13 protein-coding genes are annotated in these 14137 nt (G+C 69.4%); 11 read left to right on the top strand and 2 right to left on the bottom strand.

The window, feature by feature from the left end; all coding sequences use genetic code 11:
* Positions 1–159: 159 nt before the first annotated feature.
* The 6 genes from ACH34R_RS17060 to ACH34R_RS17085 all read left to right on the top strand — a co-directional run bounded on the left by ACH34R_RS17060 (position 160) and on the right by ACH34R_RS17085 (position 5010).
* Complete coding sequence (locus tag ACH34R_RS17060) at positions 160–792, top strand: isochorismatase family protein (RefSeq protein ID WP_397562395.1); 633 nt, start codon at positions 160–162, stop codon at positions 790–792.
* A gap of 120 nt (positions 793–912) precedes the next feature.
* Positions 913–2055, top strand: a complete 1143-nt coding sequence (locus tag ACH34R_RS17065) for a sensor histidine kinase (RefSeq protein WP_397562396.1) — start codon at positions 913–915, stop codon at positions 2053–2055.
* The gene (locus tag ACH34R_RS17070) at positions 2052–2747 is read left to right on the top strand and encodes a response regulator transcription factor (RefSeq protein ID WP_111165378.1); all 696 of its coding nucleotides are present in this window, start codon (positions 2052–2054) and stop codon (positions 2745–2747) included. The genes ACH34R_RS17065 and ACH34R_RS17070 overlap by 4 nt, the downstream gene beginning before the upstream one ends.
* Before the next feature lie 42 nt (positions 2748–2789).
* Positions 2790–3491 carry an FkbM family methyltransferase gene (locus tag ACH34R_RS17075; RefSeq protein ID WP_397562397.1) on the top strand — a complete coding sequence of 234 codons (702 nt, stop codon included), beginning with the start codon at positions 2790–2792 and terminating at the stop codon, positions 3489–3491.
* Positions 3492–3611: 120 nt separating this feature from the next.
* Complete coding sequence (locus ACH34R_RS17080; protein WP_397562398.1) at positions 3612–4487, top strand: SpoIIE family protein phosphatase; 876 nt, start codon at positions 3612–3614, stop codon at positions 4485–4487.
* 133 nt (positions 4488–4620) lie between these two features.
* The gene (locus tag ACH34R_RS17085; RefSeq protein WP_397562399.1) at positions 4621–5010 is read left to right on the top strand and encodes a nuclear transport factor 2 family protein; all 390 of its coding nucleotides are present in this window, start codon (positions 4621–4623) and stop codon (positions 5008–5010) included.
* A 14-nt stretch (positions 5011–5024) separates the two neighbouring features.
* Here ACH34R_RS17085 and ACH34R_RS17090 read toward each other — a convergent pair whose 3' ends face one another.
* Positions 5025–5963 carry a helix-turn-helix domain-containing protein gene (locus ACH34R_RS17090; protein WP_397562400.1) on the bottom strand — a complete coding sequence of 313 codons (939 nt, stop codon included), beginning with the start codon at positions 5961–5963 and terminating at the stop codon, positions 5025–5027.
* Between the two features lie 434 nt (positions 5964–6397).
* Between ACH34R_RS17090 and ACH34R_RS17095 the strand changes: the two genes are divergently transcribed.
* Positions 6398–7840 carry an aldehyde dehydrogenase family protein gene (locus ACH34R_RS17095; RefSeq protein ID WP_397562401.1) on the top strand — a complete coding sequence of 481 codons (1443 nt, stop codon included), beginning with the start codon at positions 6398–6400 and terminating at the stop codon, positions 7838–7840.
* Between the two features lie 97 nt (positions 7841–7937).
* A complete protein-coding gene (locus tag ACH34R_RS17100; protein WP_111165372.1) occupies positions 7938–8408 on the top strand; it encodes a hypothetical protein in 471 nt (156 codons plus the stop codon).
* A 127-nt stretch (positions 8409–8535) separates the two neighbouring features.
* Here ACH34R_RS17100 and ACH34R_RS17105 read toward each other — a convergent pair whose 3' ends face one another.
* Entirely contained in the window at positions 8536–10032 is a 1497-nt protein-coding gene (locus tag ACH34R_RS17105; RefSeq protein WP_397562402.1) for an ABC transporter substrate-binding protein, read from the bottom strand.
* Positions 10033–10442: 410 nt separating this feature from the next.
* On the opposite strand from ACH34R_RS17105, the gene ACH34R_RS17110 reads away from it, so the two are divergent.
* Genes ACH34R_RS17110 through ACH34R_RS17120 form a run of 3 tightly spaced genes read left to right on the top strand, consistent with a single transcriptional unit; the run spans position 10443 to position 14053 of the window.
* Positions 10443–11384 carry an ABC transporter permease gene (locus ACH34R_RS17110; protein WP_233507051.1) on the top strand — a complete coding sequence of 314 codons (942 nt, stop codon included), beginning with the start codon at positions 10443–10445 and terminating at the stop codon, positions 11382–11384.
* Positions 11381–12289: an ABC transporter permease gene (locus ACH34R_RS17115; RefSeq protein WP_397562403.1), complete on the top strand. Its 909-nt coding sequence runs from the start codon at positions 11381–11383 to the stop codon at positions 12287–12289. Before ACH34R_RS17110 ends, ACH34R_RS17115 begins: the two co-directional genes overlap by 4 nt.
* Positions 12290–14053 (top strand): dipeptide ABC transporter ATP-binding protein, encoded by a 1764-nt coding sequence (locus ACH34R_RS17120; RefSeq protein WP_397562404.1) that lies wholly within the window; start codon positions 12290–12292, stop codon positions 14051–14053.
* The last annotated feature ends 84 nt before the right edge of the window (positions 14054–14137 follow it).

Consider the following 14137-nt stretch of genomic DNA (forward strand, 5'->3'; position numbering starts at 1 on the left):
GACCGGTGCGGGGTCCGGCATGGTCGGCGGAAGCACTCCCGATCTCCATCACACTGGTCAAATACACGCCTGCGTGGACGAGCTTGTGTAAGGGTCTCATCGATCGGCCGGGCGGTGAGACCGCCCGCATGTGCGGTTTCGGAATGGAAGAGGAAGATAATGGCACGCAAACCGCTGTCTCGGGACAACAGCGCGATCGTCCTGATCGACCACGCGATCGGCTTCTCCAACCTGATCCGGTCGCACACTCCCGAAGAGCACATCAACGGCACGGTCGCCCTGGCGAAGATCGCGAAGATCTTCGAGATGCCGCTGGTCGTCACGAACGGGTACTACGGCGCGCCGTCCGGCCCCTTGTATCCGGAGCTCGCCGTGATCCTGGGCGACCATCCCGTCATCTCCCGTTCCCAGGGGTACGACGCGTTCTACGACGACCACTTCAGCGCGGCGATCGAGGCGACCGGACGGCGGCGGCTGATCATGGCGGGCCTGCAGACCGACGTCTGCGTGGCACAGACCGCCCTGACCGCCCTCGACCGCGGTCACGAGGTGTACCTGGTGGTGGACGCCTCGGCCGCCACCAGCAGGGAAAGTCACGACACCGCCGTGCTGCGGCTGGTCCAGGCCGGGGTGATCCCGGTCGGGTGGCTGGCCATCGGGGCGGAGCTGCAATGTTCCTGGACCGAGGAGGCGACCGCGCCGGGCTTCGACAAAATGATCTACGAGCATCTCGGCCCGTGGAGCCACCAGAACGGCCTGCTCGGCGACGCCCGCAAGTACGCGGCCAAGTAAGGCCGGCGCACCGCGGCAGGTGGCGGCCGGCGGTTCACCGGCCGCGGCGGCCATGAATCGCCCGGCCGGGCTAGAGTTGCAGAAATGCTGAGTGTCATTCGCAGTGCTCATCACGCTCGGATGCCCGCTTCCCCGGCCGACCCGGACAAGCCGCTGCTGCCTCGACGTATGTACTTCATCGCCGCGGGCGTGGCCGGCCCGTTCTTCGGATGGATGTTCGCCTACGCCACCGAGATGGGCGTTGCCGGATGGTCGATCGGCGCGTTGTACGCGGTGCCGGTCGCGGTGAGCTGGTACCGGCCGATGACCGCATGGTGGATCACACTGGCGCTGCTCGCCTTGATGACGATATTCGGCATCGATTACTGGCGGCCCTGGTATCTGCCGGAAATGGTGGTGCAGTCGCTGGTGCTCTTCACCGTGGCGGTGACATCCGCGCGGCGGGTCACGGCGACGGCGTTCCTGATCACGCTGGGGGCGGGGCTGCTGTCCGCGCTCTGGACGGGGACCGAGGGGCCGTATGTGGCGCAGGGGATGGCGAACTGGGCGCTGTCCCCGCTGGCGGCGACGCTGATCGGGTACGGGTTCCGGTCGCGGCGGCTGAGCACCCTGCGCATCGCCGAAGAGCATGGTAAGCGGCGAATACTGGAGGAGCGCGCGCGAATCGCCCGCGAGCTGCACGATGTGGTGGCCCACCACATGTCCATCATCGCGGTGCAGGCGGCCACGTTTCCCCACCGGGTCAAGGAGGCGGCCCCGGCGGAGGTGCTGCGGGAGTTTCGCGAGATCAACGCGGCTGCGAGCGCCTCGCTGGCCGAGCTGCGGCAACTCCTCGGCGTCCTGAGGGGTGACCGGGACGACCCCGCGGCCTCGCCGCGAGCGGGGCTGGGCGCGCTGGAGGAGCTGGTGGAGTCCGCGCGCCGGGCCGGTACACCCGTCCGGCTGGAGCTGCCGGAGCGATCGGCGGAGCTGGGCGCCGCCCTCTCGCACACGGCCTACCGGATCGTTCAGGAGGCCCTCAGCAATGTGGTCAAGCACGCCGGCGGAGCGCCGACGGTGGTCACGGCCAGGCTGGACGGAGGCGACCTCGTGCTCGAAGTGGTCAACGAGCCGGCCCCAGCCCCGGCGTCCGGGGCCGGGCCCGGGTACGGGCTGGTGGGCATGCGCGAGCGGGTGGCCACGCTCTCCGGCGAACTGTTCGCCGGAGAGCTGTCCGACGGGCGCTACGCGGTGCGTGCGGTACTACCCCAGGGGGAGAGATGACCACCGTGCTGGTCGCCGACGATCAGGCGATGGTCCGGGCCGGATTCGCGGCCCTGCTGTCGGCGCAGCCCGATCTCGTGGTCGTGGGGGAGGCCGCCAACGGCATCGAGGCCGTGACCATCGCCGAACGGACGCGGCCCGACGTGGTCCTCATGGACGTCCGCATGCCGTACCTCGACGGGCTTGAGGCCACCCGCCGCGTGCTGGCCGGCGCCCCGGACACCAGTGTGGTGATCTTGACGACGTTCGACATCGACGACTACGTGTACACGGCCCTGCGCGCCGGGGCCAGCGGCTTCCTGCTGAAGGACTCACCACCGGCCGACCTGATCAACGCGGTGCGTGTCGTGGCCGCGGGCGAGGCACTGCTGGCCCCCTCCGTGACCCGGCGGCTGATCGAGACGTTCGCGAGCAGGCAGCCGATCGACGAACGCGAGGCGCTGCGGCTGAACGCGCTCACCCCACGCGAACTCGACGTACTCCGGCTGATCGCCGGTGGCCGCTCCAACGCCGACATCGCGCGCGACCTGACGATCGCCGAGGAGACCGTCAAGTCCCACGTGGGCCGGATCTTCGGCAAACTGCACCTGCGCGACCGTGCCCAGGCGGTGGTACTGGCCTACGAGAGCGGCCTGGTGGTGGCCGGACATCGCTCCACGGAGGCACGGCGAGGCAGGCGATCACGCTCCTGAGCGGGATTCGCGAGCACCCATCCCGTTCCTATCGTCCTCGGCATGCTCAGATTGTCGATGGCGGCAATGGTCGCCCACACCCTTTCCCGGGAATCGGAATTACGCGGGCTGGCGCAGTTGGTGAGGCCCGGTGACATATGCCTGGACATCGGCGCCGCCTACGGTATGTACACCTTTTCGCTGGCCCGTCTCGTGGGGCCCGCCGGTCAGGTGCACAGCTTCGAGCCGCTGCGTTTCCCGTACCAGATTCTGGAATCCGCGCGGCGGGCCGCCGCGGCCGGTCATGTGATCACCACCAATGCCGCCCTCGGCCCTTCCAACGGGCGGCAGCGGCTCCGCCTGCCGTACCGGTTCGGGCTGCCCAACCATGGCTGGGCCCACCTGGAAACGGGACTGAAGAATCCCGGCGATGGCAAAATCCTGGAAGTTCCCGTTTACAGCATCGATCACATCTGCGAGACCCGCAGGCTGCCATTCGTGAATTTCATGAAGGTGGATGTGGAGGGGTTCGAGTCCGCCGTTCTGACGGGCGGGATTCGCACCATCGAGCGTCATCGGCCCGGCCTCCTGCTGGAGATCGAAGAGCGTCATCTGGCCAAGTACGGGATGACCGCGGCCGATGTGGCCGAGCCGCTCCTGGGGATGGGCTACCGGATGTACATCCGGTGGCGCGGGCGCTGGCAGAAGACGAACGAGGTCACCGGACACAGGCGCAACTACTTGTTCAGCGACCGCCTTTCCTGACGCCCCTCGCCGCGGCCCTGGTCCAGCGGGGGTAAAAGGCGCGCTTTCGTGGTCCATGTGGGGGCATAACGAAGACCGACCATGGCCACGGCTCAGTGTGAGCGACCTTCGGGGGATGTGATGCCGGAACGTGCCGGGCCCGCGATGGGCGACCTGCTCACCGCGAGCCATCTGGCGACGCTGGAGGACCTGCCGCGGCTCCTCACCGTGTACGGCGTGACCGCCGCGCTGTTCGATCCGGCGATCTACGTCGCCGACCTCCAGCAGCAGTACCTCGTGCCGATCCCCGGGCAGGTCGACTCACGGGACATGGACCTGGTGCCGGTCCGCGTCGACACCACGCCGCCGGGGCGCGCCTTCCGGGACGCGGACATCGTCGAGGTCGACCCGCCGCGCGGGCTGCCCGAAGGCATGGCGGGCGGCCGGCGGCTGTGGGTGCCCATGCTCGACGGCACCGAGCGCGTCGGCGTGGTCGGCCTCACCGTGCCCGTCGCCGACGTGGCCGACCTGCGGCGGGCCTTCTGGGTCGCGTCGCTGGTCGCCATCCTGGTCGTGAGCAAGCGGGACACCAGCGACACCTACGCCGACCTGGTGCGGATGCGGCCGATGGGCCTGTCGGCCGAGGTGCTGTGGAACCTGCTGCCCGCGGGCACGTTCGCCAACGAGTACGTGGTCGTGGCCGCCGCCCTGGAACCCGCGTACGAGGTGGGCAGCGACGCCTACGACTACGGGATATCCGGCGACCGGCTGCTGGTCTACACCGACGGCGTGATCGAGGCACAGAGCCCGGCGGGGGAGCAGTTCGGCATCGACCGGTTCATCGACTACATCATCCGGCACGAGGCCGCGGGGCTGTCGGCGCCGGAGACCCTGCGCCGCCTGATCCAGACCATCCTGAACTACCAGGAGGGCCACCTCCAGGACGACGCCACCGTGCTGCTGGTCGAGTGGCGCACCGACCGGCACGGCCAGTTGGTGCCACGCGCTTCACGATGAGAGTCTCCTTCGCGGAACGTCAACAGACGTGCAGAGACAGACATGGAGGACGGCGGGGCGGGCCGATACGTTGGGGCCGCCGCGCCGGTGGTCATGCCGGGCGGCGTCCAGCCAGCCTGATCGGAGTGACACCGTGAAGAACACCGATATCGTCGCCGGCCACTACGCCGCCTCCGCGCGAGGCGATCTCGACGGCATGCTCGCCCCGTTCGCGAGCGACATCCGCTGGACCGAAGCGGAGGGTTCGCTCTACGCGGGCACCTATGTTGGACCTGATGCGATCGTGGCCGGCGTCTTCGCGCCGATCGGTGCGCAGTTCGACGGGTTCACCGTGGAGATCGAGAGCCTGTTCGACGCAGGGGACCAGGTGATCGCGCTGGGCCACTACTCGGGAAGACACCGTGGCACCGGCCGCGCCTTCCGGACCCGGATGGTGCATTTCTGGTGGCTGGAGGACGGCAAGGTGGTGCGGTTCGAGCAGGTCGTGGACAACGCGCCGTTCAACGCCGCCGTGGCGGACTGACCGCCACCGGCGCTTCAGGCCGCGCGGCGCTGCCGGTAGGCGCTCGGCGAGAAGCCGAAGGCCGCCTTGAAGATGCGGCTGAAGTGCGCCGCGTCCAGGAAACCCCAGCGGGCCGCCAGCGCCGCGACCGACTGGTGACCGTGCAGCGGATCGAGAAGGTCGCGGCGGCAGCGTTCCAGCCGCCGCGACCGGATCCAGGTGGCGACCGTCGTCCTTTCGGCCCGGAACAGGTTGTGCAGGTGCCGGGTCGAGATGAAGTGGGCCGCCGCCACCTTGGCCGGGCAGAGGTCCGGGTCGCCGAGGTTGGCGTCGATGTAGTCGCGGATCCGGTCGACGAGCGTGTGGTTCGGGTTGGTGGTGCCGAGTTCGTCGGCGAACATCGTCGTAACCAGGTCCAGCGCATTGTGCGCCAGGCGCAGCCCGCTCGCGCCGGAGAGCTGGTCGAGGTTTTGGGCCAGGTGGACCAGGAACGGGCTGATCACCCGGCCGAGTCCGGTGTCGCCCGGCATCCGGACGGCGGTCAGCCGCCCCACGGCATCGACCGGCAGATCGACCAGCGTGCGCGGGAACATCACGATGAGCGAGCGGAAGTCGTCGTCGTGGGTGAGGGTGTACGGGCGGCTCGTGTCGTAGATCGCGAAGTCGCCGGGGGAGAGCACCGCCTCCCGGCCGTCCTGGATCAGCAGGCCCGTGCCGGACAGTTGCAGGCTCAGCTTGAAGAACGCGGCGGTGTCCCGGCCGATCATGGTCGAGGTACGGCGGACGGTGTGGCTCGACGCGGTGATCTCGCACAGGGACACGTCGGTGAGCACCCGGCGGCGCATGCCGCCGCGGAATCGCCGCGAACCGTCCCTGGTCACCCCGAGGGAGACGAACGATCGGGAGACGAGGTCCTGCCACTCCTCGAAGGACGACGCGACGGAGACAGCGAGGTCGTCGGCGGTTGAGGTCACCCTGCTCCTCCTTGCCAGAAGGTTCCACAGCGCTGTAAGGGCAGGCCACGAAGCCAGGTCGTGTCACCATATACGATCGCGTCCGAAAAAGGGACCCATCGGCGGCGTCCGAGAACGGCGAGGTAGGGCCGGTCACCTGCCGGGGAATCGGTCGGCCCGCCTTCGGTGGAACGCCGGACCGTATCCCGGACCCGGGTGTTGACGCCAGGACGATCGACGGTGGCGGCGAGCGCGGATGCGCTGAACGCCGTCCCCGCGGGGAGTTGCCGCCGGTCGCCGCACCCTCGCTCGCGGCGCAGCGGCAGCTTTTCGCGCGTGGTCAACCGCCTTACGCGCATAGTCAAGGTGACCACGGTCGCCAGCCCTCATGCTGGCGGAAGCTCCCGCCGACGCGGGAGGGCCGAGAGAGCGCACTCAAGTAGGAAGAGGCGGCAGTGGCGACCAACGTCTACATCGACGGGACATGGGTGCCGGCATCGGGCGGCGTCATCCCGACCTATGACCCCGCGACAGAGGAATTGCTGGAGGAGGTCGGGTTCGCCGACGCTGCCGACGTCGATGCCGCCGTCGCCGCCGCGCGGCGGGCCTTCGAGGATCGGCAGTGGCGGTCGATGCCCCCGGCCGGGCGCGCCCGGCTGCTGTTCGACCTCGCCGGCCTCATCGAGGCGCACGCCGAGGAACTGGCAGTGCTGGAGACCCGGGACCAGGGCCAGCCGGTCGGCGTCTCCCGCGCCGTGAGCGTCACCGGCGCCGCCGAGCACTTCCGGTACTACGCCGGCTGGGTCACCAAGATCGAGGGCGCCACCGCGCCGGTCTCCTATCCGGACACGCTGCACTACACCCGCCGCGAGCCGGTCGGAGTCTGCGCGCTGATCACGCCATGGAACTTCCCGCTCATGATCCTGGCCTGGAAGCTCGCCCCCGCGCTCGCCACGGGCAACACCGTGGTCATCAAGCCGGCCGAGCAGACCCCGCTCACCACGATCCGGCTGGTCCAGCTCGCCGAACGGGCCGGATTCCCGCCCGGTGTGATCAACCTGGTCACCGGCGACGGCTCCACCGGGGCGGCGCTCGCCGAGCACCCGGGGGTGGACAAGGTGTCGTTCACCGGCTCGACCGAGACCGGCCGCTCGATCGTGCGGGCCAGCGCCGGCAACCTCAAGCGGGTCACCCTCGAACTCGGTGGCAAGGCCCCCTCGATCATCGCCGCCGACGCCGACATCGACGCCGCGGTCGCCGGGAACATCGCCGGCAGCATCCTCAACAGCGGCCAGGTCTGCGCCGCGTACACCCGCTTCTACGTCGATCGCAAACGTACCGACGAGTTCGTGGGCAAGCTCGCCGACGGGGTGAGCGGGATGCGCATCGGCCCCGGCCTGGACGAGTCCACCCAGCTCGGCCCGCTGGTCTCCGCCGAGCACTTGCGCTCGGTGGAGCGGCTGGTGGCCACCGGGCCGGCCGAGGGCGCCGAACTCGTCACCGGCGGGCAGCGCGCGGCCGACCGGGGATGGTACTTCCAGCCGACGGTCTTCACCGGCGTGCAGGACGGCATGACGATCGCCACCGAGGAGATCTTCGGCCCGGTGCTCTCGGTCCTCTCCTACGATGACGAGGACGAACTGGCCGCGGTGATCGCCCGGGCCAACCAGACCGAGTACGGCCTGGCCGCGACGGTCTGGACCAGGAACCTCTCGGTGGCCCACCGGGTGGCCGAGGGCATCCGCGCGGGTGCGATCTTCATCAACATGCCGTCGATCCCGGACATGGCCGCCCCCTGGGGAGGATTCAAGGCCAGCGGCTGGGGCCGGGAGATGGGGCCGTACGCGATCGACGCCTACACCGAGGTCAAGGGCGTCTGGTGCCACTACGGAAGCTGAGCCGCGAAAAGCCCCACTTCTGGCGCAATGAGTCCATCGAATGTGAACAGTCCGTTTCCTAGCGTGTTCCTAGGCCATCTGATCGAAGGAGATCGACATGTCGAGTCCCTATGAGCGGTTCTTCGTCCGCAAGATGCCCAACTGCGCCGACGATCTCGTGAACGAGGGCGCGGGCTCGGGCACCCCCGAACCGGACAACGTGGGCGAAGCGCTCGCCTTGATCCGCTCCCAGGACGTGCCGGAGAGCAAGATCCACATGACCTACACGTGGATCAAGGAGTGCAGCGAGCCCGTCCGCTGGGTGAACGAGCACGTGCACGACTACGACGAACTGCTGGTCTGGACGGGCAACGACCCGGAGAACCCGCACGACCTGGGCGCCGAGATCTACTTCGACATCGAGGGCGTGCGCCACATCGTCACGCAGAGCGGTTCGGTCTACCTTCCGGCCGGCACCCGCCACTGCCCGCTGGGGTTCAACCGGGTGGACCGGCCCTTCCGCTTCAGCGCCCTGTCGCTGGCCCCCAGCTACGCCAACCGTGACTACGTCCCCTACAAGGCCGAATAGGTAACCCGCACACCATCACGGCGGGCGGGCGCGGACGACGCGCCCGCCCGCCGTTCGCGTCACCCGAAATGGCCCTGCCCCCGGCCGGGTGGCCGGGGGCAGGGCCGATCGTCAACGGCGGGTCCGGTCACCCGACCGAGACGCCGCCGTAGCGGAAGGCCGAACGGCCGAACAGGTCGGGCTGCAGGCCGCGCACGTTGGCGGTGTGAAGGGTCAGGTCTTGCGAGGTGACCGCGATGAGATTGCCGCCGCGCTCCCACTGGATCTTCTGCAACTTCTGGATGTCGCCGCACTGCCGGCCCACGTCACCGCTCGCGAACAGGTCGCCGGCGATCTTCTTGAACTCCGGGTCGTCGAAGTGCGCCGCGTTGTTCCCGCCGTTGGGCAGCAGGTGGTCGGTGATCGCGTTGATCATCGGCGAGCTGGTGATGTTGATGATGAACGGCCACTCCAGCCACTTGTTCAGCAGCGTCGCGACGTCCATCTTGCGTACCGTGACGGTGACCCCGGCCTCGCCGGCCTGCTGCGCGAACAACTGGGCCAGTTCCATCATCCCCGGGAACGCCCCGTCGGTCACCAGTTCGACCTTCAGGTCGCTCTTTCCCGCCTCGGCCAGCAGCGCCTTGGCCCGGGCGAGGTCCTGGGCGCGCTGGGGCACGTCCGGTGCGGGACAGGAGGCGCTCGCGCCGTTGTAGTCGTTGGCCGGCTTGGCGAAACCGCCGAAGGCGTTGCTGGCGATCTGCTCCCGGTCGGCGATCAGCTTCATCGCCTCACGGACCCGGTTGTCGTTGAACGGCGGGATGTCGGTGCGCATGTCCAGCGACAGCACGTTCATGCTGTCGCTCTTGAGCACCTTGACCCCGGCGGACTCCAGGGCCTTGGCGTCGGAGAAGGGGACGGACGGCGCGACGTTGATCTGCCCGCCGCGCAGCGCGTTGGTGATCGCCGTCTGGTCCTGGAAGAAGTGCACGTTGAGCGTGCCGAAGCCGGGCTTGGTACCCCAGTAGGCGTCGTACCGTTCCAACACGGCCTGAGCCCCCGGTGAGAAGCTCTTCACGGTGAACGGCCCGGTGCCGTCGACCTTGTCCTTGGTGGAACCCGCGCCGATCATCTTGAAGGCGCTGTAGGCCCACGCCGCGGCGAACGGGCCGAACGGGCGCTTCAGCCGGAACTCGACGGTCAGATCGTCGATCTTCTTCTGCCCGTCCGGCCTGACGAAGTCGAGGTTCGCGGCGAAGGGGTAGCCCTCCTCGGTCAGCAGCGACTTGACGCTGAAGATGACGTCGTCGGCGCCGAAGGTCTTACCGCTGTGCAGCTTCACACCGGGCCGTAGCTTGACGGTCCACACGTCCAGCGACTTGTTCGGCGTCATCGACTCGGCCAGGGCGTACGTGATCGAGCCGTCCGAGGCGTACGTGGTCAACTGGTCCAGGGTGTTCTGCCAGAGCACCTCCTCGGAGATCGTCTGCTGCGGCGCGTAGGGGTAGAGCATGTCCTTCGTGCTGCCGACCACCCCGAGGGCGAGGGTGCCGGAGCCGCCGCCGGGCGTACTCGCCGTGGGCTCGGCCGGTGGCGAGCAGGAGACCGTTGCGGCTGCGACGAGCATCAGGGCAAGACCTGGCACACCCACCTTCCACCGCCGGCTTCGACGTTGCCACATTGACAAGCGCATTTAGGTCTTCCCTCCGGAGGGTTGGTGTCTGGCCGAATCGCCACGACGTCGGTTTCCGGTTGCACGGAGTCAACCGCTAGACACAGGAGGCCGTCTTGTGCGCCAGCGCACGAAACCTTGTCGTCGGGAGCACTCTGCGCCCCGGACGGCCCGGACGGCCATAAGGCGCCAGTGAGCGTGCGTTGGGCAACAACCGCACTGCACGCAGGTGCAAGACGCCGTCTCGCCGATCTGCTGGGATCGACATCGCCTTCGGGCACAGGCGAGAACGATGCGAAGGAACGGGAATGGTCGCGGAACTAACCGGTGCAACCCGGTCGGCGGGCCCCCGCCACAGTCTTACCCGACGCCGGCCTGCGACCGTGCCCGGCCGGATCGGGTGGATCGTCGCCCAGGCCATCGCGATGCTCTTCGTGGTGACGACCCTGGTCTTCTTCGCCACCCAGGCCATGCCGGGCGATGTCGCCAAGGTCATGCTGGGCATGTCCGCGACGCCGGAGCGGGTGGAGGCCCTCCGGCACCAGCTCGGTCTGGACCGTTCGCTTCTCAGCCAGTACTGGCACTGGCTGAGCGGCGTGCTCAGCGGAGACCTCGGCACCTCGCTGGCCAGCGGCCGGCCGGTGTCCCAGTTGCTCGGTGAGCGGCTGGTGAACTCCGCCACGCTGAGCCTGTTCGCGGTCGTGCTGATCCTGCCCCTGTCACTGCTGATCGGCATCCTCGCCGCGCAGTTCAAGGACAGCCTCTTCGACCGCACGTTCCTGTGGTCGTCGATGGTGGCCAACGCCCTGGCCGACTTCGTCGTCGGGACCCTGCTGGTCGCGCTGTTCGGCACCACCGTGTTCCACTGGTTCCCGCCGGTGTCGCTGATCCCGGCCGAGCACATGCCCTGGTGGCATCCGCAGGCTCTGGTACTGCCGGTCGCCACCTTGGTGATCGGCGGGGTGATGTACCTGTCCAGGCTGATCCGCGTCTCCTTCATCGACGTGCTCAACAGCGAGTACGTGGAGATGGCCCGGCTCAAGGGACTCGGCTCGGCCCGCATCCTGCTCACCCACGCGCTGCCGAACGCGCTGGCCCCGGCGGTGCCCGCGGCGAGCCTCGTGGCGGCCTTCACCGTCGGCGGCGTGGTGGTGGTCGAGTACCTGTTCGGCTATCCGGGGATCGGAGGGTTGCTGATCGACTCGATCAGCAACCGGGATCTCCCGGTCATCCAGGCCGTCGTGCTGGTGATCGCGGCCGTGTACTACTTCTTCAACCTACTGGCCGACCTGCTGCACACCGGCAAGAGCGGAGAGCGGAGGTGAGTACCGTGTCGAAGGTCGTCGATGCGGTCGACCCGAGTGCGAGCGGGCCGGATGCCCCCGCCGTGCCACAGCGGAACCGGCCCGGCGCGCTGCGGCTCCTGCGCTCCGGACAGGTGCGGCTGGGATGCGCGCTGGTCCTGCTGACCATGGGCTTCGCCCTGGCCGGGCCGCTGCTGACGCCGCACGACCCGGCCAAGAGCATCGCGCTGCCCTATGCGACGCCGGGCGACGGGCTGCCCCTTGGAGCGGACCAACTGGGCCGCGACGTGCTGTCCCGCGTGCTGGCCGGTGGCTTCCACCTGGCGTGGATGGCTCCGGCGGCGGCCATCGCGGCGGTGGCGCTGGGCGCGCTGGTGGGCATCGCGGCCGCCTTCTACGGCGGCATCACCGACACCGTCCTGATGCGGGTCATGGACGTGCTGCTCGCGTTCCCGGCCCTGCTGTTCACGCTGCTGTTCGTGTCCGTGATCGGCCCCAAGCCATGGCTGCTGGTGGTGCTGACCGCGATCGGCATGACACCCGGCGTCGCGCGGGTCATCCGCGGCGCGGCACGGCCGCTCAACGATCGGGAGTACGTCATGTGGTCTCGCACGGTCGGGATTCCCGCCCGCACCATCCTGGCGCGCTGCTTCCTGCCGAATGTGTCCTCGCCGCTGCTGGTCGAGCTGGGGATGCGGCTGATGTGGTCGATCGGCATCCTCGCCGCGATCAGCTTCCTCGGGTACGGCATCCAGCCGCCGGCCGCGGACTGGGGCCTGATGATCAGCGAGAACCGTACCGGGCTGCAGAACATGCCATGGGCCGTGCTGGCCCCGGTCGCCTGCATCGTGCTGTTCACCATCGGCGGCAACCTGATCGCCGAGGGCTCCGCCCGGGTGATCGCCCGTACCGAGGGGCGTGGCTGAATGAGCGCGATCGAGGTCCGCGGCCTGACCATCGCACTGCGCGACGGAAGCCCCATCGTCAAGGACGCCACGTTCGACCTGGAACCGGGTCAGGTCCTCGGTGTCGTCGGGGAGTCGGGCTCGGGCAAGAGCACCATGTCACTGGCCATGCTGGGCTACGCGCGGCACGGGGCGCGGATCACCGCCGGTCAGGTGCTGATCGACGGCACCGACGTGCTCTCGCTCGGGCCGCGCGCGCTGCGCCGGTACCGCGGCAACGTGGTGGCCTACGTACCGCAGGACCCGGCGACGGCGCTGAACCCGGCACTGCGGATCGGCGTCCAGTTGGCGGAGGTCCTGGAAGGGGACGCCAAGGAGGTCGACGCGCGCATCCGCGAGGTGCTCGGCGCAGTCGGGCTGCCGTCCGACGACGCCTTCCTGCACCGCCGTCCGCGCGAGCTGTCCGGGGGCCAGCAGCAGCGGGTGGCCCTGGCCATGGCCGTCGCGCCGAGGCCACGGCTGACCGTGCTGGACGAGCCGACGACCGGCCTGGACGTCACCACTCAGGCGCGGGTGCTCGCCCTGGTGGCCCGGCTCTGCGCGGACAACCAGATGGCGGCCATCTACGTCTCACACGACCTCGCCGTGATCGGCGAGGTCGCCGACCGGGTCGCCGTGATGTACGGCGGCATGATCGTGGAAGCGGGCCCCACCAAGCAGGTCGTGGCCCGGCCGGCGCACCCGTACACCCGTGCGCTGCTCGCCGCCGTGCCCTCGGCCAGGGAGCGGATGCGGCTCACCTCGATCCCCGGCCGCGCCCCGGGCGTGCAGGACACCCACCCCGGCTGCGTCTTCGCCCCGCGCTGCGCCTTCGTGGCCGACGAATGCACCACCAGTGCGCCGTCATTGATCGAGCTGGTGCCAGGCCACTCGGCGCGCTGCCTCCGAGCCGAGGAGATGCCCGAGCGGCCGCGCCTGAGCGCCACCGCGCCCGCCTCCGCCGTGCAGGAGGCCGCGCCGGGCGACACCCCGCTGCTGCGCGTACGCGACCTGGCCGCCGGCTACCGCGACCGCCAGGTCCTCTTCGACGTCTCCTTCGACGTGGTCGAAGGGGAGTGCCTGGCGGTCGTCGGCGAGTCCGGCAGTGGCAAGACGACCATGTCGCGCAGCCTGATCGGGTTGCAGGAGCGCTGGGGCGGCACCGTCGAACTGGGCGGGACGCCCCTCGCCCCGGCCGCCGCCAGGCGGGACCCGGACCAGCGCCGGTCCATGCAGTACATCTTCCAAAACCCCTACGGCTCGCTCAATCCGCGGGCCACGGTCGGTGACTGCGTGGCCGAGCCGCTACGGCACTTCTTCGGGCTCGGTGCCAAGGCGGCCCGGGCGCGGGTCGCGGAACTGCTGGAACGGGTCGAGCTTCCCGGCCACCTGGCCTCCCGCTACCCCGCGGAGCTGTCCGGCGGGCAACGCCAGCGGGTCGCCATCGCCCGGGCGCTAGGCTGCGCGCCGACCGTGCTGATCTGCGACGAGGTCACCTCGGCGCTGGACGTGTCGGTCCAGGCGGCCATCGTCGAACTGCTGCGCGGCCTGCTCCACGACGGTCTCGGCATGGTGTTCGTCACCCACAACCTCGCCGTGGTCCGCAGCCTGGCCGACAGTGTGATCGTGCTGAGCGAGGGGCACGTCGTGGAGCACGGCGGCACCGACACGGTGCTCACCGAACCACGGCACGCCTACACCAAGGCCCTGCTCGCCGACACCCTGGAGGTGTCCGCCGCCGGTTGACGACGCGTGGGAGACCGCTGCCCCCGGCCGTGTGTCTCCCACGCCCGGACGAAGGAACGAGGACCATGAAAAAAGCCTCACGCT

Origin of the sequence: Spongiactinospora sp. 9N601, from assembly GCF_044326295.1 — a bacterium.
In the GTDB taxonomy this organism is placed as follows: domain Bacteria; phylum Actinomycetota; class Actinomycetes; order Streptosporangiales; family Streptosporangiaceae; genus Spongiactinospora; species Spongiactinospora gelatinilytica.